Annotated in this window: 21 protein-coding genes, 1 pseudogene and 1 riboswitch; of the genes and pseudogenes, 1 reads left to right on the top strand and 21 read right to left on the bottom strand. The window is 69.3% G+C overall.

Annotation, left to right across the window (positions count from 1 at the left end; translation table 11 throughout):
• Positions 1-372: 372 nt before the first annotated feature.
• The 11 genes from QM708_RS15230 to QM708_RS15180 form a co-directional block, all read right to left on the bottom strand.
• On the bottom strand, positions 373-993 hold the full coding sequence (locus tag QM708_RS15230; RefSeq protein WP_415110426.1) for a hypothetical protein: 621 nt from the start codon (positions 991-993) through the stop codon (positions 373-375).
• A 10-nt stretch (positions 994-1,003) separates the two neighbouring features.
• Positions 1,004-1,687, bottom strand: a complete 684-nt coding sequence (locus tag QM708_RS15225; protein WP_415110423.1) for a hypothetical protein — start codon at positions 1,685-1,687, stop codon at positions 1,004-1,006.
• A 59-nt stretch (positions 1,688-1,746) separates the two neighbouring features.
• Entirely contained in the window at positions 1,747-2,976 is a 1,230-nt protein-coding gene (locus tag QM708_RS15220; RefSeq protein WP_415110420.1) for an SGNH/GDSL hydrolase family protein, read from the bottom strand.
• Positions 2,977-3,107: 131 nt separating this feature from the next.
• Entirely contained in the window at positions 3,108-3,770 is a 663-nt protein-coding gene (locus QM708_RS15215; protein WP_415110417.1) for a precorrin-8X methylmutase, read from the bottom strand.
• A 59-nt stretch (positions 3,771-3,829) separates the two neighbouring features.
• Positions 3,830-4,417, bottom strand: a complete 588-nt coding sequence (locus tag QM708_RS15210) for a histidine phosphatase family protein (protein WP_415110414.1) — start codon at positions 4,415-4,417, stop codon at positions 3,830-3,832.
• Positions 4,418-4,466: 49 nt separating this feature from the next.
• Positions 4,467-5,705, bottom strand: coding sequence for a Fe-S-containing protein (locus tag QM708_RS15205; protein ID WP_415110411.1), 1,239 nt, complete (start codon positions 5,703-5,705; stop codon positions 4,467-4,469).
• Between the two features lie 22 nt (positions 5,706-5,727).
• Positions 5,728-6,318 (bottom strand): iron transporter, encoded by a 591-nt coding sequence (locus QM708_RS15200; protein WP_415110408.1) that lies wholly within the window; start codon positions 6,316-6,318, stop codon positions 5,728-5,730.
• A 107-nt stretch (positions 6,319-6,425) separates the two neighbouring features.
• Positions 6,426-7,214: a CbtA family protein gene (locus QM708_RS15195; protein ID WP_415110405.1), complete on the bottom strand. Its 789-nt coding sequence runs from the start codon at positions 7,212-7,214 to the stop codon at positions 6,426-6,428.
• Positions 7,215-7,229: 15 nt separating this feature from the next.
• Positions 7,230-7,451 (bottom strand): CbtB domain-containing protein, encoded by a 222-nt coding sequence (locus tag QM708_RS15190; RefSeq protein ID WP_415110402.1) that lies wholly within the window; start codon positions 7,449-7,451, stop codon positions 7,230-7,232.
• Positions 7,452-7,497: 46 nt separating this feature from the next.
• Positions 7,498-7,582: riboswitch (adenosylcobalamin (AdoCbl) riboswitch) on the bottom strand.
• A 120-nt stretch (positions 7,583-7,702) separates the two neighbouring features.
• Positions 7,703-8,272, bottom strand: coding sequence for a precorrin-6Y C5,15-methyltransferase (decarboxylating) subunit CbiT (gene cbiT, locus QM708_RS15185; RefSeq protein WP_415110399.1), 570 nt, complete (start codon positions 8,270-8,272; stop codon positions 7,703-7,705).
• Between the two features lie 23 nt (positions 8,273-8,295).
• A complete protein-coding gene (locus QM708_RS15180; protein WP_415110396.1) occupies positions 8,296-9,060 on the bottom strand; it encodes a cobalt-precorrin-6A reductase in 765 nt (254 codons plus the stop codon).
• A 138-nt stretch (positions 9,061-9,198) separates the two neighbouring features.
• On the opposite strand from QM708_RS15180, the gene QM708_RS15175 reads away from it, so the two are divergent.
• Positions 9,199-9,954, top strand: coding sequence for a sulfite exporter TauE/SafE family protein (locus QM708_RS15175; protein WP_415110393.1), 756 nt, complete (start codon positions 9,199-9,201; stop codon positions 9,952-9,954).
• A 297-nt stretch (positions 9,955-10,251) separates the two neighbouring features.
• Here the strand turns inward: QM708_RS15175 and QM708_RS15170 are convergent.
• The 10 genes and pseudogenes from QM708_RS15170 to QM708_RS15125 all read right to left on the bottom strand — a co-directional run.
• Positions 10,252-11,052: pseudogene (locus QM708_RS15170) on the bottom strand (DNA-processing protein DprA); the annotation flags it as partial.
• Positions 11,021-12,604 carry a YifB family Mg chelatase-like AAA ATPase gene (locus tag QM708_RS15165; protein WP_415110390.1) on the bottom strand — a complete coding sequence of 528 codons (1,584 nt, stop codon included), beginning with the start codon at positions 12,602-12,604 and terminating at the stop codon, positions 11,021-11,023. The gene QM708_RS15165 and the pseudogene QM708_RS15170, both read right to left, overlap by 32 nt.
• A complete protein-coding gene (locus tag QM708_RS15160) occupies positions 12,601-12,963 on the bottom strand; it encodes a YraN family protein (protein ID WP_415110387.1) in 363 nt (120 codons plus the stop codon). Before QM708_RS15160 ends, QM708_RS15165 begins: the two co-directional genes overlap by 4 nt.
• Positions 12,964-13,124: 161 nt before the next feature.
• On the bottom strand, positions 13,125-13,436 hold the full coding sequence (locus tag QM708_RS15155; RefSeq protein ID WP_182815893.1) for a DUF2469 domain-containing protein: 312 nt from the start codon (positions 13,434-13,436) through the stop codon (positions 13,125-13,127).
• Complete coding sequence (locus tag QM708_RS15150) at positions 13,433-14,071, bottom strand: ribonuclease HII (protein ID WP_415110384.1); 639 nt, start codon at positions 14,069-14,071, stop codon at positions 13,433-13,435. Before QM708_RS15150 ends, QM708_RS15155 begins: the two co-directional genes overlap by 4 nt.
• A gap of 10 nt (positions 14,072-14,081) precedes the next feature.
• Entirely contained in the window at positions 14,082-14,834 is a 753-nt protein-coding gene (gene lepB / locus QM708_RS15145; RefSeq protein ID WP_415110381.1) for a signal peptidase I, read from the bottom strand.
• Between the two features lie 20 nt (positions 14,835-14,854).
• Positions 14,855-15,205, bottom strand: a complete 351-nt coding sequence (rplS, locus tag QM708_RS15140) for a 50S ribosomal protein L19 (protein ID WP_415110378.1) — start codon at positions 15,203-15,205, stop codon at positions 14,855-14,857.
• A 282-nt stretch (positions 15,206-15,487) separates the two neighbouring features.
• Positions 15,488-16,255 carry a succinate dehydrogenase/fumarate reductase iron-sulfur subunit gene (locus tag QM708_RS15135; RefSeq protein ID WP_415110376.1) on the bottom strand — a complete coding sequence of 256 codons (768 nt, stop codon included), beginning with the start codon at positions 16,253-16,255 and terminating at the stop codon, positions 15,488-15,490.
• Positions 16,252-18,243, bottom strand: a complete 1,992-nt coding sequence (locus QM708_RS15130) for a fumarate reductase/succinate dehydrogenase flavoprotein subunit (RefSeq protein ID WP_415110373.1) — start codon at positions 18,241-18,243, stop codon at positions 16,252-16,254. The genes QM708_RS15135 and QM708_RS15130 overlap by 4 nt, the downstream gene beginning before the upstream one ends.
• Complete coding sequence (locus QM708_RS15125) at positions 18,243-18,896, bottom strand: succinate dehydrogenase cytochrome b subunit (protein ID WP_415110370.1); 654 nt, start codon at positions 18,894-18,896, stop codon at positions 18,243-18,245. The genes QM708_RS15130 and QM708_RS15125 overlap by 1 nt, the downstream gene beginning before the upstream one ends.
• Positions 18,897-19,076 lie beyond the last annotated feature (180 nt).

Raw genomic sequence — 19,076 nt, 5'->3', positions numbered from 1 at the left:
GACGACGCTGCCGGGCACAAATTTGCCGCCGAGCGACTTCCGTCCGCTCCAGGGCCATCCCCTGCTCCAACTGGAGGTGCAGATGGTGCCATCGGATCCCACCCAAAATACGTCCTGGGTGTCCTTGGTTCGCGCAACAGCGCTGAGGTTCATCGTGTTTCCTCTCATCATTCGAAAGGTCGGGGGTGACATTTCGTGATCGGCCCTCGCTTTTCCGGGGGGGGCTGCCCCCAAAAGTCATCGCTGACTTTCACGTTCCGTCCGCAGGTGCCTGCCAGGGAGGCTACCGTTCTCAGCGGCGCCACCGGAAGGGGCGTTCGCCAAACTGAACTGAATTCCGGTCAGTGAACCCGGATACCGACGGCGCGCGAGTCAGCGCGGCACGTTCAGGTATTCGATCGACGTCTTGATCGCCCACACGAATGGTGGCGTGCCCACCGTGGCGAGCGCATCGTCGGTGAACGCCGTCCGCTCCACCCAGAAACCGGTCGACGGGAAAGGGGTGAACTCATTCAGGCCCGCCACCTGCCGGGCGTCCACGAAAGCCGTCAAGCTGACCGTGACGTGACCGCACCGTCCGCTGACGATGCCGGAACTGCCTTGATGCTCCAGGCCGTAGTCCCTCGCCTCTGCGGGCCGGCGGCTCACCTGGCAACCGTTCCGTTCGAAGGCCGCGACCGCCGCTTCGGTGGCCTCATCGAGCGAGGCGTGCGCGGGCAGCACCAGCGTGTGCGTCTCGTAGGAGCACCGCAACGCCGCCTTGTCCTTCCAGATCGGCCCGTCCTGGCCGGCATCGCACCAGTCGCCGACCCTGCTACCCACCACGGTGCCCAATCCGAGGAACGGCGCGAGCACCTGCTGGGAGGCCCGAACGGCATCGGCTCGGAGCGCCTCGACCTCCGGGTCGCGCGCGTGCGCCCCGGGATCGCGGCCGCACCCGCTCACCCACACCAGGAGCGACAGCATCACCAGGCCTGAGAGGGCACGACGCATCCTCACGACATCACCGCTTGGCCCGCACGGCGGCGACGAGACCGTCGAGGACGTCCGGACCGGCGGGCGTCCGGTCACTGAAGACGGTAAACACCACCAGGGAATCACGCTCGACGAAATAGACCAGATCGACATCGGTGACCGCGACCGCCCCGGTGGTCTGGCGCTGCCGATAGGCCACCGCATGAGCTGAGGAAACCGGCAGGCGGGTGATGTCGTAGGTGTAGACGGCCTCACCCTTGACGCGCCGATCCTGCTGGCATGCCCGCACGGCGGCGTCCAGCGCGGTGATCAGCTGCTCCGCCCGGGTGGCACCGATCGGCCGGACGCTCTGGAACAGCATCCGGCCGTGCTCGGGGCTCAGCCAGCGCGCGACGAACGACATCACCGGCGGATTCGGTTCGGTGTCGACCCCGCAGACCCACTGGCGGAAGTCGTCGGTGGCGACCGGGCCGTCCTTCGTCCAGGGACCGTCGGGGATCTCGTCGGCGCCGAGCATGACGGCGTCCGCGCTGGCCTGCGCCTGCGCTGCGGTGTGCGGGGCATCCGGGGCGAGGTCGAGGCTCACCGTCGAGGAGTGGCTCGGCGTCGGATCCGCTCGCGGAGAGGATCCCGGTGCGCAGGCGACCAGCGTGGACATCAGGACCGTCCCGAGCGCGGCGAGGATCAGGGGCCTCAGGACACATCTGCGCACGGGCACTCCTGCCGCATCGAAGGGACGCCGGACTCCTCGAGCATACGTGGGCCGGCCGCTCATCGCGGCCCCTCCTGGATCTGCTGCAGCAGCAGGCCAGCCATCGCGTCATGCCCACCCTGGTTGGGGTGGAAGGAACCGTTGTTCAGGGTGAAATCACCACTGTTGCTGCCTGCGCTCAGGCCGTTGATCCAGGGATCGTCCGAGCCGATCCGGTGATCGTAGCCCGGGCCGACGAAGGCGCTGGTGGGATCGATCCATTCGATGCCGAGCCGTTCGGCCATCTGCTGGCCAGAGGTGTTGATCCGGCCAGCCATCATGTTGGCCCATTTCTGGTCGTCGATGTCCATTCCCGAGCCGTTCCAGGTCATGATCGGGCCACCCCCGCCATAAGGGCTGGCCGGGGCCATGATCAGGTCGCCATTGCTGTCGCGTAAGTACAAGGAGGCCTCGGAGAACAACTGCGGATAGCCCATCAGGATGATCCGGGCGTCCGGGTGCTCGCTCTTGACCTTGGCCAACTGCTGCTCCAGCGTGCCCGGGCTGCCGTTGGTGCCGTACACCTGGTCGATCCGCTTCTGGAGGGCACCGGTGTCCCCGCAGCCGGATCCGACGATCCCGGCCGTGACGCAGTTCTGCAGCACGTCGGCGAACCCGATGTCGTTGCCGCCCATCGACAAGGTGATCAGCGACGCGTCCTGGGGAATGTTCGTGAACGGACCGGTCTCGTCCGCGGTCGTGGGCTGCTCGTACATCTGCGGGCCTTCTCCCGCGTTCCCCTGCTGGTTGTCGGAATAGATGTTCGGCACCGTGCTGCCCGAGCACGCCTCTGAGCGGTAGGACTGACCGCCGAAGGCACCCTTCGACCGGAGCGTCTCGAACACTTGTGCCTGATAGGACGTGCCCGACCGGTGGCACATATTGCGTTCGTCGTCCCAGTTCGTCGGCCACCAGGTGAGCGGGTTCTTCCAGTTGAAGCCGGTGACGTTGGTGCCCTCCTCATAGGTGGGCAGACCCTCGCCCGAGGCGAACGAGTCACCGCCGAACCAGGCGCTGCCCGACGTCGCGCGCTCGTAGGGCGTCATCTCGTGGGGCGCCGAGGACGCCCCCGAGCCCTCGGCGCAATCGCCCCTGTTCAGGATCGCGCAGGCGGCTGCGCCGAACTGGTCGCGGACGAGGCCCGGCGCGACCACGGCGAACAGCCCGCCGGCGAGGATCGCGGCCAGGATCGTCATCCCGACGACCTCCAGCAGGCTGACGCCCGCGTCCGGCTTCGTTGTGGGTCTCACGGCGCGCTCCTTCGTCGTCAGACCGCAACGTAGCCTTCGGGGCCGTCGTGCCCCGAGTGTCCCTGGCCCCAGACAGGGCCCAACGCGCGCTGGGCCCCAGCTCGCGCTCGTCGCGGAGGTGAGCGGTGCGACTAGGAGGTGCGCGCCTCGTTCGTGGTCTCCGCCGTTGAAGCGATCGCGTTGACCGCGGCCACCGCGATCGCCGAGCCGCCGCGGCGTCCGAGCACCGTCAAGTAATCCAGGCCGTAGGGGTTCTCGGCGAGCGCCTGCTTGGACTCCGGCGCCCCCACGAACCCGACCGGAATGCCGATGACGCCGGCGGGTTTGATCCCGGTGTCGCGGACGACCTCGAGCAGGCGGAACAGCGAGGTGGGCGCGTTGCCGATGGCGATCACGGCTCCGTCGAGGCGCTCACGCCACAGTTCCACCGCCGCGGCCGTCTTGGTGGTGCCTAGTTCGCGGGCCAGGTCGGCCAGCCGCGGATCGCTGAGGTGGCAGATCACCTCGTTGTCGCGCGGCAGCCGTGAGCGGATGATGCCGGTGGCGACCATGGTGGAGTCGCACAGGATCGGCGCGCCCGCGAGCAAGGCCGCACGGCAGGACCGCACCACGCCGGGCGACCAGGCGATGTCATCGGTGAGATTGGTCTGCGCTGCGGCATGGATCATCCGCACCGCCACCTTGGACACGTCGTCGGGGAACCGGCTGAGATCCGACTCGGCCCGGATGATCCGGAACGACTCGGCGTAGATCGCCGACCCGTCCGTCAGGTACTCATACTGTGGCGATTCCATCGCGCCTTCCTTCGGGTGGTCGAGTGGCGGAACCGGACGGTGGTCCCACATGTCTGCCTTCATGCGTCCTCCCGCGCGTCCGGGGTGGAGCAGTACCGGGGCGGAGTGACCGCCGCCAGGCGCCACATGCCCGCGTGGCGGGTGATGCGAGCGTGCGTGCCGGGCGCGATGTCGAGATGGCGGAGCGCCCGTGGGCCGGCGTCGAGTGCATGCGCGCAGGCTGCGCGCACGGTGAACGGGGTGGCCACCACGACGGCGCCGGACTCCGGCCACGGATGGGAGTCGAGCACGGCACCGATCCTGGCCAGGTGGTCGGCGAGGGACTCGCCGTCGGGTGGAGGGATCGCCGGGTCCTGGAGCCACGCCTGCACGCCCGCGGGGTCCCGGGCGAGCGCATCCTCCAGCGCGAGCCCGGTCCACTCGCCCATGGCGGGGCCGCGCAGGCCGTCGATCACCTCGGGGGCCATCGCCTCGCCACCGGCCCTCAGCAAGGACGCCGTCCGCAGGCAGGCGGGTTCCGGGGCCACGAGCAGCGCCTTGCCGTGCCGCAGCGGAATCGGGGCGCGGACGAGCAGGTCGGTGGCGTCACCGAAGGTGCCACGCCGGGTTCCCTCAGTGGGGCCGTGGGCGATCAACGTCACGCGCATCGGTGTGCTCCTCGAAATCGGTGGGCAAAGGCTCGGGCGAGAATGTATCTCAGGTGAAGACCACGGCGCTGGCGTCCAGAGTGGCCCGGGTGACCGACAGGCGTCCGCCGCCGACCTCGTAGTCGATCGGGATCGGGTTGCAGCCGCCCCGAAAACCGATGGTGGCGATGTTCATCGCCACGTCGCACATCTTGCAGATCACCAAGTCCTGGCGTTCGTAGTAGCCGGCCGGGCCGCAGATCTCGCAGGCGTCCAGGACCGCCACGAAGGCCCCGGGGGCCTTGCGGATGGCGAAGAAGCGCACCTGCGTCCCCTCCGGTGCCTGGTAGACGTAGCGGTGAAGGTGGCCGTCGTCGAGGGATGCCAAGCTGACCCAGACCCGTTCCCCGTCGGCCTCCAGCGGCTCGGGCGGGGACAGTTCCGGCGACGCCTGTGCCAAGTCCCGGCCGACGGTCAGCGTCAGCGCGACCAGGCCGAGCGATACCGCGGACGCCGTGAGGAAGCGCCGCCTGCTGCGCCGCTGTGCGCGCAGGATCCGCGACTGCGCCCCCGTCGCCGTCGCTTCCTCCGATTCCCGGGGCCGGGCGGATCGGAGCACCGGGAGCGCGGCCGCGATCAGCAGCCCGGCGGTGACGATCCACTCGTGGTTGACCAGCCAGACGGCGACGGCGAAGACCTCCGGGGAGACGTCGATCAGCCGGCGCGCCAGCGAGATCCGGATCAGCACCGTGCCCTGGCCGACGGTGTACACGGCCACACCGGCGGTCAGTGCGAGCCGCCGGGCCGTGCGGGACGCGGAGGCTCCGGCGCGGTGCACCACCCACGCGGTCACCACCGCCAGGACGAGACCGAGCAGATATCCCCCAGCCTTCAAGAGGTTCTCGCTGGTCAGCATCACGCCGCCGGGTGAGGCGATACCGGCCGCCAGCATCACGACCGCGGAGGCCCCGAGGAAACCGGCCAGCCCGGCCAGCGCGACGGTGGCCCCCACGCCCCAGCCCGGAATCCGGGGCGTCGGTGCAGGCCACCAGGTGCCGATGAGCACCACGACCGCCGCGCCGATCAGCACCGGCAGCAGAAACAGCAGCGACGGCTCCCAGGCGATCCAGTTGGTGGTGCGGCGCAGCACGCCCACCACGATCCCGGCCGCCGCGGCGACCGGGCCGGCCAGCAGCAGCGCGCGCTCTCCGCGTCCGTCGGCGAGCGCGCCCAGCCCGCCGTACAAGATCACCCAGATCAGCGCAACCGGCAGGGCCGTCGCGAGAGTGTCGACGAAGAGACCGAGCATGGTCAGCGCGAACGCCTCGCGCTCACCATTCGTGAGGCATGAAGTTGAGCGACCATTCCGCCTCGAGCGGCGACTCCCAGAACGAGCCTTCCACGCCGGTGGCCGGATCGCTGTGGATCACGAGCCCGTTCTTGACCGGGCTGTGCACCCGGTAGCTGATCCGGTAGGTGCCGGCCCCGCCGAGTTTGACGTTGGACCCGTAGTGCAGTCCGTGGTTGCTGAGCATCGGCATGAAGGTGCCATTGGTGACGGCGCCGCCCGGCGCCTCGATCTCGTATTCGACGGTCAAGTAAGGGATCCACTCGCCGTAGGCGAGGTCGAGGTGGTTGTCCTCCAGGGCGACGATCTCGGCCTCCAGGTGTACGTCGGACTCGGCCGCCGACAAGCCCATGTTCGCTCCTGCCATATCGGCCGGCCGGGTGTAGAAGGCCGACACCCGCACCATGTTCTGGAACTCCTTCGGCTTGCCGACAGGGAATTCCTCGCGGGCCTCGCGAGCCGCGATCTTGGCCTCCGCCTTCTCCTTGGCCTCCCGGGTGGCGATCGTCGTACAGCCGCTCAGCAGCAGCGTTCCGGCGGCCACGACGGCCAGGACCTTGACCAGCTTGCGCATCGCACATTCATCCTTCCGAAGAACGCCCGCCGGACGGGCGACGGGAGCCGCGAAACCAGCGGGCTCCCGTCGCCCGTCCGTGTCGGGGTCGTTCGCCCCGGTGACGCCTAGGCGTTGATCAGCCGCCGAGAACCGGGGGCGGTCTTCTGCGCAAGCGCGCGGTGGGACAGTTCGGCGAGCACGATGCCGAGGACGCCCCACAGCACGATCTGCGTCAGCAGGCTGGACAAGCGGAACTCCCACAGCAGCGACGGCGGGAATCCTTCGGTCGGCACCTCGTCGTAGCGCGGCATGACGCCGAGCGCGACGACGGCGAGAACGACGTAGGTGGCCACACCGGCCAGTGCCGCGTACCAGCTGCCCAGCTTGGCGCGCAGGTTGCGGTTCACCAGCAGCCCCAGGACCGCGGCGGCGATCGAGAGCGCCACCATCGCGAAGTACAGGCTGGTGCGGTAACCGATCGTCTCCCCGTCGCCGACGGCGGGCGGGTTCGGCGGGTAGATCAGGTAAGGCACGAAGAAGACGCTCACGAACGCGACGGCGGTCACGCCCAAGGCGGTCACGCGGACGCTGGTGCGGCTGAAGAAGCGCCCCATCGCGGCACCGGTCAACAGACCGGTCGCGCCGCCGAGCGCGGCGCCCAGGACGAGGAACCCGGTGGCGAGACCCACCGTGGACTGGACCGGACGCGGCACCTCAGTGCCCTCGTCCTCCTCTTCGGCGGCGGCCGGCTCTTCGGCGGCCGTGCCATGGTCGTGGCCGCCGGCCGCTTCCTCGATGGCGATCGATGCGGCGACAGGAGGCTCACCCACGGCATAGCCCACGACGAATGCGGCGATGCCCGCGATCAGGCCCGCGAGCAGGCCGCGAACAAGGAAATCCCTCAAAGTCAGCATGAAAGAGTCCCCGGATCAGTGGCAGGGGAAACCGAGCAGGTGGCGCGCATCGTGCACCCACTCATGCACGGCGTTGCCGGCGAACACGGAGGTCGCGCCCTGCTCGGCGCCCACGAAGTACATCGCGAGGACCGCGAGCAGGAGGCCGAACAGCGCCCACGGCCACGCCTCACGCAGAGACAGGGTGGGCAGTTCGACGGCGATCGGTGCCGGTGCAGCGGCTGCTGCTTGACTCATGACGAGTGCTCCTTCCGAGCTGATGCGGCTCATGAATGGTTGTTCATGCGAGCCGGTGGGTCTGACTCGGGGGCATCCCCTCACAGTGGCGCAACCGTGCCGGATTCACACCGGGCTTCCATCCGCTCGCACTCGCCACGCTACACCCGTGGTCCGGGGCACCGTCAGAGAATCCGCCCCTTGCCCCGGACCACTGCGTTCGCCTGGCTCATGCGTCCCGGCCGGGCCTCGCCCGCGAGTGGAGGCCAGCCTCACCGTGCACAGGACCACTGCGTCACCGCACGCAGCGGCGCCCAGCCGTAGAAGCGGCCGATGGGCTCGGCGATCTCGACACCGAGGCGGGCCAACTGCCCGCCGTGGGCGCGGAACATGTCGGCGAGGACGCCTTCGGTCTCCAGCGTCACGCCGTGCGCGACGATGCGGCCGCCGTCGCGCAATGCCGACCAGCAGGCCTCCAGCGCGGACGCAGTGACGCCACCACCCAGGAACACGGCGTCGGGGGCCGGCAGGCTCCCGATCACGGCGACGGCGTCGCCTTCCCTGACCTCCACTCGGCCGGGAGCCAGTCGTTCGATGTTGCGGCGGGCGCGCGCCGCACGCTCCGGCTTGCGTTCGACGCCGATCGCCTGAGCTCCCTCGGCCGCACGCGCCCATTCGATGGCGATCGCCCCGGATCCGGTGCCGATGTCCCACAGCAGTTGCCCCGGCAGCGGACGCAGGAAGGCCAGGGCGCCCGCGCGCTGATGGCGTTTGGTGATCAGACCGTCATGCTCGAACGCGTCATCGGGAAGGCCGGGCGTCGTGCCCCATTCGGTGTCCACGGTCCCGACCCTAGCGGTCCGGCTCACCGGCGAGCGCACCCGGCGACCCAGGCCACGGCGTCCGCGATTGAGTGCGCGACCGGGACGCCCTCCGGCCCCCGCGGTCGGCGCACCACCACGACCGGCACGTCGAGTTCGGCCGCGGCGTCCAGTTTGGCGGCCGTCGCCGCACCGCCGGAGTCCTTGGTGACCAGCATCGCGATCCGCTCGCCGGCGAGCAGTCCGCGCTCCCCCGCCGCGGCGTAGGGGCCGCGGTCTTCGAGAATCGTCCACCCGTCGGGAACCGTCGGGCCGTGTCCGTCCGCGTCGCGTGGCCACTCGGCGACCCGGGCCAGCACGTGGCGCAGGGCGCGGTAGTGCTCCAGCGGCTGACGGCCCACGGTCAAAAGCACCCGTCCCTCGGCGCCGGCCATCCCGGCCGCGACCTGAGCTGCGGTTGCGTGATCGTCGGCCCAGGTCCACGTTCCGGCGAGCGGATGGTTCGCCCACCCCGGCCGATCGAACCGCAGCAACGGCGTTCCGGTCTGGGCACAGGCGGCGGCGGCGTTGTGGGACATCCGGGCGGCGAATGGATGCGTGGCGTCCACGACGGCGTCCACGCGTTCGGCGGCGAGCCAGCGCGCCAGGCCGTCCGCGCCGCCGAATCCTCCGGTCACCATGCCAGGAGCACCCTGCCGGGCGGACGCGGTGCGACCCGCGACCGAGGTGACCACGTCCGCGCCCGCCTCGGTGAGCGCCCGCGCGACCTCGCGTCCGTCCACCGTCCCACCCAGCACCAGCACTCGCATGCCGCCAGCATCGCAGTTCCCGGCGGCGGACTGCGAGGTCGGGAGCCATCAGGCCACCGTCCTCATCGCCCGCAGGTCAGGATCGCAGTTCCGGGCAGCGGACGGCGAGGTGCCGTGGTCCGCGATAGATTGCAGTTGATGCCCGATCTCGTTGCCCTGTACGGCTGGCCCATGCTGGCCGCGATGGCCGCTGCCGCCATGGTCGTTGGCTTCTCGAAGACCTCCTTCGGCGGCATCGCCAACCTGGCGGTGGCCGTGTTCGCCCTGGCGATGCCGACCAAGGAGTCAACCGCCGCCATCCTGCTGCTGCTCATCGTCGGCGATATGGTCGCGATCGCCCGGTACCGCACCGTGTCGTGGCGGCTGCTCGTCAAACTGGTGCCGGGCGTGATTCCGGGACTGCTGCTGGGCGCGCTGTTCATGAGCATGGTCGACGACACCCTGATGCGCCGCTCGATCGGCGCGCTGCTGCTCGTCATGCTCATCATGCAGTTGTGGCAACGCCGGACGGCCGGCCGTCCCGAGTCGCCCACCGACCCGCACTGGGCACGCGCGGCGGCGACCGGCACCGCCGCCGGCTTCACCACCATGACAGCCAACGCGGCCGGGCCGGTGATGGCGCTGTATTTCCTCGCCGCAGGCATCGACAAACAGCGCTTCATCGGCACCAACGCGTGGTTCTTCGCGATCATCAATCTCTCCAAGGTGCCGTTGGCGGCGCAGCTAGGCCTGTTCACCCCGCAAAGCCTGTTCCTCGATCTGACGCTCATTCCGGCGGTGCTGCTCGGCGCGTGGATCGGAACCTGGGTGATCGGCAAGGTCACCCAGCGCCAGTTCGAGCTGATCACCATCGGGGCGTCCGGGCTGGCGTCGGTGCTGCTGTTGCTGCGCTGACCTGACCGGGCGGTCCTGGACGGGGCCTAGTTTCCAGCCGCCAGCGGACGCCGGAGCCGCCAGCCCCTGCTCGGCCAGGGCGTCCAACACCGCGAGCGTGCGTGGCACCGACCGGCCGGCTTTGAGCGCGATCTCGCCGGCATCGCGGCCACCGCGGGCGGGCAACGCCTCGTAGACCGCCAGGTGTTCGGCATCGAGACCGTCCAGCAGGCGGATCCGTGACGGCTTCACGACCAGCGCCTCTCCCATGGGAGCGATCAACTCACGCACGTCCGTGGCACCGGTCACCAGCATGGCCTCGCCCTCACGGATCAGCCGGTGCGGCGTGAACGACGTGTCGTTGCCGACCGGCCCGGGCACGGCCATCACGATCCGCCCGCAGCTGGTCGCCCAGGTCACCGTGTTCCGGGCACCGCTACGGATGGCCGCCTCGACGATCACCGTGCCGGCGGTCATGGCGGCGATCAGCCGGTTGCGGGTGAGGAACCTGCGCCGCACCGGCGCCTCGCCGGGCGGGGCCTCGCTGACCAGCGTCCCCCGCCGGGCGATGGCGGCGAGCAGGCCCGCGTTGCCGCGCGGGTAGAGCCCGTCCAGCCCGCCGGCGAGCACGCCGATCGTCGGCCCACCCTCGGCGAGCGCCCCACGATGGGCGGCAGCATCGATCCCGTACGCGCCACCAGAGACCACCGTCGTGCCGGCGGCGGCGAGCCCGGCGGCCAGGTCGGACGCCACGCGTTCGCCGTAGGCCGTCGAGGCCCGCGAGCCCACGATCGCCACCGCGCCGCGTCCCAGCCCGGCCCCGAGCACGCATCCGCGCGCCCACAGTCCAAGCGGAGCACCACCGGCGTTCTGGACCGCCTCGCAGCGGTCGAGGTCCTCCAGCCCCGGCGGCCACTCGGCGTCGCCCGGGACGAGAAACCGCAACCGGTGCTTGTCGGCGCTGGCCCGCACCGCGTCCAGGTCGAGTGCCGCCAGCCGCCGCCCCCACGCGTTGCTGTGCCGCCCGCGCAGCCCGGCGACCACCTCTTGGGGTGTGTACCCGGCCAGCAGCCGGCGCAGGCGCAGGTCACCCGGTTCGGTCACACACACCAGGGTCATCCGGGCCATCCGCTCGGTGTCGTCCATCACCGCACCTCCTGCATCTCGTCACCGCGGCGCATGGCCAGCGCCGCCTGTAGATCCACCCGCCGGGGGCGGCCTGCCCCGCCAGGTCAGCGATGCTCCAGGACAGCCGGAGCACCTTGTCCACGCCACGGGCGCTGATCTGCCCGCGCGCGACCGCCTGGTCGAGCAGATCCACGCCGTCGGGCAGCGGCAGCTTGGTGCGCAGCAGGCGCCCGGGCACTTCGGCGTTCGTCGTCCACCCCCATTCACCGAGACGGCGTGCCTGGCGTTCGCGTGCCTCCCGCACGCGGGCGGCCACCGGAGCGGTCGCTTCACCGACGCTTCCGACCGCTCGCAGATAGGACTGGGTCATCGGGCGCAGCCGCTGCACGATGTCGACGCGATCGAGGATCGGACCGGACAGCCGGGCCGCATAGCGCCGGATGGCCATCGGCGGGCAGGTGCAGGCCCCGCCCGGCGTTCCGGACTGGCCGCAGGGGCACGGATTGGCGGCGAGGATCAGCTGGAACCGGGCCGGAAACCGGGTGATCGCCCGCGACCGCGCCAATTCGATCACGCCGGATTCGAGCGGCGTCCGCAGCGCCTCCAAAGCCCGCGGGCTGAACTCGGGTGCCTCGTCCAGGAACAGCACTCCGCGATGGGCCAGTGAGATGGCCCCTGGCTGCGCCACCCGCGGGCCACCGCCGGTGAGCGCCGGCATCGACGCGGAATGGTGCGGAGCCGCGAACGGCGGACGCCGCGGAAGCGCCCCGGAACTGCCAAGACCACACAGCGACCGGATCGCCGCCACCTCGAGCGCCTGGGGCGCGGTCAGATCGGGCAGGATGCCCGGCAGCCGTTCGGCCAGCAGCGTCTTGCCGACCCCAGGCGGGCCATGCAGATACAGGTGGTGGCCGCCGACCGCTGCCACCTCCAAAGCCCAGCGCGCCTCCAACTGGCCTGCGACATCGGCCAGGTCCGGTACCCGCTCGATCGTGGCGACCCGCGCCGGCTGTTCCGGCTCGGGAACCTCCTCACCCGCCAGAACGGCCGCGAGATCGGCCAGCGATCCGACCCCGCGGACGGTGACGCCGTCGACCAGCCGGGCCTCCCCCACCTGAGCGACCGGCACGATCGCCTGGCCGACACCTTCCCGCGCCGCCGCCAGCACCGCGGGCAACACCCCGCGCACGGCGCGCACGCCGCCGTCCAGCCCCACCTCGCCGACGAGCACGGTGTCCTGCAGTCCTTCGGCAGGCACCTTGCCCTGAGCGGCCAGCACCGCCGCGACGATGGCCAGATCGAAATGCGTGCCCGCCTTCGGCAGCGACGCCGGGGACAGGTTGATGGTGACCAGGTGTTCGGGCCAGCCGAAGCCGGCACTCGCGCATGCGGCGCGGCACCGGTCACGTGCCTCGTACAGCGAGGTGTCGGGCAGGCCAACGATCACCGTGCGGGGCAGACCGCCGCCCACCGAGACCTCGACGTCGATCAGCGCCGCTTCCATGCCCAGCAGTCCGACTGAGCGGGCGCAGCCGAGCCTCACGGCTCGATCCCCCGGATGTGCAGCACCGACGCGGTGCCGTCAGCGCGCCAAAGCACGCCGAAGGCGTCCACCCTCAGCGCCTGGATCCGTTCCGGGTAGGCCTTCGCCCAGGCCGCGGCCAGTTGTCGCAGCTTGCTCACCTTCGCGCGGGTGATCGCCTCCAGCGGCGATCCGTAGCCGCCCCCGCTGCGCGCCTTGACCTCGCACACCACCATCACCCCGTCGGGGTCGCAGCAGACCAGATCGATCTCGCCAGTCGCGCAGCGCCAGTTGCGGCAGATCACCCGCCAGCCGCGCCGCTCCAGGTATGCCGCCACCAGCGCCTCACCGCGCTGCCCCGTCTCACGTCGTTCGTCCACGTAGCGACGATCGGCATCGCGGCCGGATCGGCGCTACCCAATTTCCGTCGCTGTGGGTAACTCTCCCCACAGGTCATGCACTGTGGACAGGGCTCACCCGGTGGCAGGAACGCGAGCTCGGCGACGAGAGGAGGCGTTCGTGACGGAACCTCCTGAGATCGCTACAGGTTGTCGGGAACCTGAAGCTCGGAGTGGGCGATCTCTTCGATGGACACGTCGCGGAAGGTCAGCACCTTGGCCGACTTCACGAACCGGGCCGGGCGGTACATGTCCCACACCCAGGCGTCCCCCATGGACACCTCGTAGTAGACATCGCCGCCCTCGGTGCGCACCTTGAGGTCGACCGCGTTGCACAGGTAGAAGCGCCGCTCGGTCTCCACCGCGTAGGTGAAGATGCCGACCACGTCCTTGTATTCGCGGTAGAGCTGCAACTCCAGCTCGGACTCGTACTGCTCAAGATCCTCGGTGCTCATGTCCGCTCCAGCCTAGTCGTTCGCGCGACGTTGTCCCACTTCAGCCGGTGGATGGCACACGGCCCGCGCGCATCCAGTTCGGACTGGTGCAGGGGCGTGCAATAGCCCTTGTGAACATCGAACGCGTAGCCCGGGTGGTCGGCGGCGTACCCGGTCATGATCCGGTCACGGGTCACCTTGGCCAGCACGGACGCCGCCGCGACGGACGCCGCCACCGCGTCCCCCTTCCACATCGCCAGCGACGGCACGCCGAGGCCGTCGACGGCGAAACCGTCGGTCAGCACGAAGTCGGGGGTGCGGTCGAGCTTGGCGACCGCACGCCGCAACGCTTCAAGGTTGGCCACGTGCATGCCGAGCGCGTCGCACTCGGCAGGCTCCACCCGCACGACCGCCCACGCCAGCGCGCGGGTGGTGATCACGTCGTAGAGCCGCTCGCGCGTCTTGGCGGTAAGTTTCTTGGAGTCGTTGAGACCCTCGATCGGGCGAGCCGGAAGGATCGCGGCCGCCGCCACGAGCGGCCCGGCACAGGCGCCGCGCCCGGCCTCGTCCGCGCCGGCGACCAGGCCGAAACCCGCTCGCCCCAGCGCGCGCTCATAGCCGTAGAGCCCGGCGTCGCGGCGAATGACGAACGCCACCTCAAGGCGCCTAGCAGTCCGTGCCGTCGCCGCCAGCGACCACTGGCTTCTCCGGTGCGGGCGCCGAGGATGCAGGGACGGAGTCGAACGCGGCCGGCGTGGAATACCCGCGCCAGCGATCGAAGGGGAACAGCGTGAAGGCGGCGGCGCCGACCACGGCGTCCGCCGCCGGGAACGCCCCCATGGCCGCCACGCCGGCCACGCTCTCGTCCAAATGGCAGCGGGAATCGGCCGAGGCCGAACGATGGTCACCCATCACCCACAGGCGTCCCTTCGGCACGATCACGTCGAAGCGTCCCACCGAGGGCGCATCCTGCCCGCCGGACGGATCCCGGTAGAGGTACTCGGTCTCGTCCAGGGCCACACCGTTCACGGTGATCCGCTCGCTGGCGTCGCAGCACACGACATGATCGCCCTCGACACCAATCACTCTCTTGACGAGATGATTGGTCGACGCGTCCGGCAGCAGGCCCACAAAGACGAGCGCCTCCTGCCAGGCCTGGATACGGTTGCGGTCGGGATTGCCGAGCCACTCAAGATGGTCCCGGAACACGACGACGTCGCCGCGCTGGAAGGGGGCAACCTTCTGCACGGCGACGCGGTCGGAGACGTTGAGCGTCGACTCCATGGAGCGGGACGGGATCGAGAACACCTGGAGCAGGAAGAGTCGCAGCAGGGTCGACGCGATCAACGCGCCGACCACCACGATGGTGACTTCCTTCAGGAAGCCGCCGATTCCGCTGCCGCGTTTTTCCTCGGCCACCAGGGATCCTCTACGCGCGCTCAGTTGTCGCGCTTCTCCTTGATCTTGGCGGCCTTACCGCGCAGGCCACGCAGGTAGTACAGCTTCGCGCGGCGCACGTCACCGCGGCGCTCGACCTCGATCTTCTCGATGATCGGGGAGTGCAGCGGGAAGGTGCGCTCGACACCGGTGCCGAAGGACACCTTGCGCACGGTGAAGGCCTCGGCGATGCCGGCGCCGGTGCGCGCGATGACCGCGCCGGCGAACACCTGGATACGGGAGCGGTTGCCCTCGACGACCTTCACGTGGACCTTCACCGAGTCGCCGGGGCGGAACTCGGGGATGTCGGTGCGGAGCTGGGAGGCCGAAACCTCAGCGACAAGCTTGTTCATGGTGTTCCTCGCCGGTGCCACAGGTCACCTCGTGTGAAAAGTCGGTGGGATCCGCCCGTGCCGAACCCCCTGTGGCAGGGGCACGCGCGCAACTCGTCCAATTTTGCCACACCGTCCCTTGCCGGGCGAATCCGCCGCTCCTGCTGGACAGCACCGCCTCCACGTCCGGCCACGACGGCCGCTGGCTCTATCCATGCGGCAGGTCCGCTGCGGACGCCGACGGCGCCGGTCCCCGCGTGGAGGACCGGCGCCGTCGTGGTCAGTGCGGCCGAAGCGGCCAGGTCACTTACCCTTGCCGTCGCCCTTGAACAGGGACTTGATCAGGTCGCGGTTGAGCTGGCTGATCGTGTCCAGCGGGATCTGCTTGGGGCACACCGCCGCGCACTCACCGATGTTGGTGCAGCCGCCGAAGCCTTCGGCGTCGTGCGTGGCCACCATCGTCTTGACGCGGCTCCAGCGCTCGGGCTGGCCTTGGGGCAGCATCGCCAGGTGGGTGATCTTCGCCGAGGTGAACAGCATGCCCGATCCGTTGGGGCAGGCCGCCACGCAGGCACCACAGCCGATGCAGGTGGCCGCGTCGAAGGCGCGGTCGGCCTGCAGCTTCGGCGCGGGCACCGAGTGCGCCTCGGGAGCCGAACCGGCGTTGACGCTGATGAAGCCACCGGCCTGGATGATCCGGTCGAACGCGGTGCGGTCGACGACCAGATCCTTGATCACCGGGAACGCACCCGCACGCCACGGCTCCACATCGATCGTCGCGCCGTCGGCGAACGAACGCATGTGCAGCTGGCAGGTGGTGGTCGGCACCGGGGACGAACCACGGCCGTGCGCCGAGCCGTTGATCACGACGCCACACATGCCGCAGATGCCCTCGCGGCAGTCGTGGTCGAACGCGATCGGCTCCTCGCCCTTGACGGTGAGGTCCTCGTTCAGCAGATCGAGCATCTCCAGGAACGACATGTCCTCCGACACGCCCTCCACCCGGTAGGAGACCATCTTGCCCTCGGCGGTGGCGTTGGCCTGCCGCCAGACTCTCAGGTTGATGATCACTTGTAGCTCCTCTGCTTCAGCTCGATGTACTCGTACTCCAGCGGCTCACGGTGCAGGATCGGCTTGTTGCCCGCGCCGGTGAACTCCCACGCCGACACGAACAGGAACTCGTCGTCGTGACGCAGCGCCTCGCCGTCCTCGGTCTGGGACTCGGCCCGGAAGTGGCCACCGCACGACTCGCGCCGCACCAGGGCGTCGGTGCACATGAGCTCGCCGAGCTCCAGGAAGTCCGCCAGGCGGCCGGCCCGCTCGAGGGTCTGGTTGAAGTCCTCGTTGACGCCGGTGACCTTGACGTTGCTCCAGAATTCCTCGCGCAGCGCCCGGATCTTGCCGATCGCATACTTGAGGCCCTCTTCGGTGCGCTCCATGCCGCAGTACTCCCACATGATGTTGCCCAGCTCCTTGTGGATGCTGTCGACGGTGCGGGTGCCCTGGATGGAGAGCAGGCGGTTGATCCGCTCGTTGACGCCTGCGAGCGCCTCGACGACCGCCGGGTGATCGTTGCCGATCTTCTCGAACGGCGCGCCGGCCAGGTAGTCGTTGATCGTGTTCGGCAGCACGAAGTAGCCGTCCGCGAGGCCCTGCATGAGCGCCGAGGCACCCAGGCGGTTGGCTCCGTGGTCGGAGAAGTTCGCCTCACCGGTCACATACAGGCCGGTGATGCTGCTCTGCAGGTCGTAGTCGACCCACAGGCCACCCATCGTGTAGTGCACCGCCGGGTAGATACGCATCGGCGTCTCGTACGGGTTCTCGCCGGTGATCTGGGCGTACATGTCGAACAGGTTGCCGTACTTGGTCTCGACGGTCTTCTGGCCCATCCGCTCGATCGCGGAGGCGAAGTCGAGGTAGACACCACGGCGCACCTGGCGCTTCTCGCCGGTCTTCTGGTCGATCTCCTCGACAGCAGGCCCGACCCCGCGACCCTCGTCGCACATGTTCTTGGCCTGGCGGGAGGCGATATCGCGCGGAACCAGGTTGCCGAACGCCGGGTAGATCCGCTCCAGGTAGTAGTCGCGGTCCTCCTCGGGGATCTGGCGGGGATCCTTGGCGCAGTCCTCGGCGCGCTTGGGCACCCAGATCCGGCCGTCGTTACGCAACGACTCCGACATCAGGGTCAGCTTCGACTGGGTGTCGCCGTGCACCGGGATGCAGGTCGGGTGGATCTGCGTGTAGCACGGGTTGCCGAAGTAGGCGCCCTTGCGGTGCGCGCGCCAGGCGGCGGTGACGTTGCAGCCCATCGCGTTGGTGGACAGGAAGAACACGTTGCCGTAGCCGCCGGTGGCCAGCACCACGGCGTCCGCGGTGTGCGCTTCAATGGCGCCGGTGACCATATTGCGGGTGACGATGCCGCGGGCCTTGCCCTCGACCAGGATCACCTCGAGCATCTCGTGGCGGGTGTACATCGACACCGTGCCCGCCGCCACCTGGCGTTCCAGGGACTGGTAGGCGCCGATCAGCAGCTGCTGACCGGTCTGGCCGCGGGCGTAGAAGGTGCGCTGCACCTGCACGCCGCCGAAGGAACGGTTGTCGAGCAGGCCGCCGTACTCACGGGCGAACGGGACGCCCTGGGCGACGCACTGGTCGATGATGTTCGCGCTGACCTCGGCCAAGCGGTAGACGTTCGTCTCGCGAGCGCGGTAGTCGCCGCCCTTGACGGTGTCGTAGAACAGCCGCATCGTCGAGTCGTTGTCGTTGCGGTAGTTCTTGGCCGCGTTGATACCGCCCTGCGCCGCGATCGAGTGGGCGCGACGCGGGCTGTCCTGATAGCAGAAGTTCAGCACGTTGTAGCCGGCCTCGCCCAGCGTCGCGGCGGCGGCGCCGCCGGCCAGGCCGGTGCCGACCACGATGATGGACAGCTTGCGACGGTTGGCCGGGTTGACCAGCTTGGCCTGGAACTTGCGGGTCGCCCACTTCTTCTCGATCGGGCCCGCCGGCGCCTTGGTGTCGCGGATGTCCTCGCCCAGCTCGTAGTAATCGGTGACAGTCATCAGTTAATCCATCCGAAGAGAATGCCCAGCGGCATGATCATGAAGCCCACGTAGAGAACGACCGCGATCACCCAGGCGAGCCCGTCCAGGAACGCCTTGGCCCGGGCGGACGTGTTCGCACCAAGGGTCGTCAGCGCGCTCCACACGCCGTGCCGCACGTGCAGGGAGACGACCGCCACCCACAGCGCGTACGACAGCGTGACCCACCACTGCGAGAAGCTGACCACGATCATGTCGAAGGGCGTGGCGCCGGCGCGGAAGCCAGTCGTCACGACCTGAGCCGTGAACTGCAGGATGTGGAAGACCAGGCCGAGGGCGATGATCACGCCGCCCCAGCGCATGGTGCGGGCCGCGTAGGTCTGCTGCAGACGCTTGGTCGTCACGTACTTCGTGCTGCGCGCGGCGTGCGCGCGCCCGGTCAGCACCGCGGCCGCGTACATGTGCGCCACGATGCAGAACAGCAGGAAGAACCGGAACAGCCAGATGAACACGCCATGAGGCACCAGCGGATACAGGATGTCGCTCTTGAGCCACTCTGCGTAGTGGTTGAACGAGTCCGCACCGAGGAACGCCTTCAGGTTTCCGTACATGTGCATCAGCAGGAAGCCGACCATCACGAGACCGGTCAGGGCCATCACGACCTTGAGGATCACTGTCGATCGGACTGCCCGCTGATGAGGAGTCAGTGTTGTTGTCGCCACGGCAACAACTTAGCCAACTCGACAGGGGTTGTCCCGTTTAGTTGAGCGATTCGCATAAACAGCCCCAAAGTGGCCCTCACTAGGCCGCTCACCGCCTATTTAGCTATCAGCGGAGTATCGAAATTGAGGCGG

Source organism: Propioniciclava sp., from assembly GCF_047602245.1.
Taxonomy (GTDB): Bacteria; Actinomycetota; Actinomycetes; order Propionibacteriales; family Propionibacteriaceae; genus Propioniciclava.
This window is presented reverse-complemented; position numbering and strand designations above follow the sequence as displayed.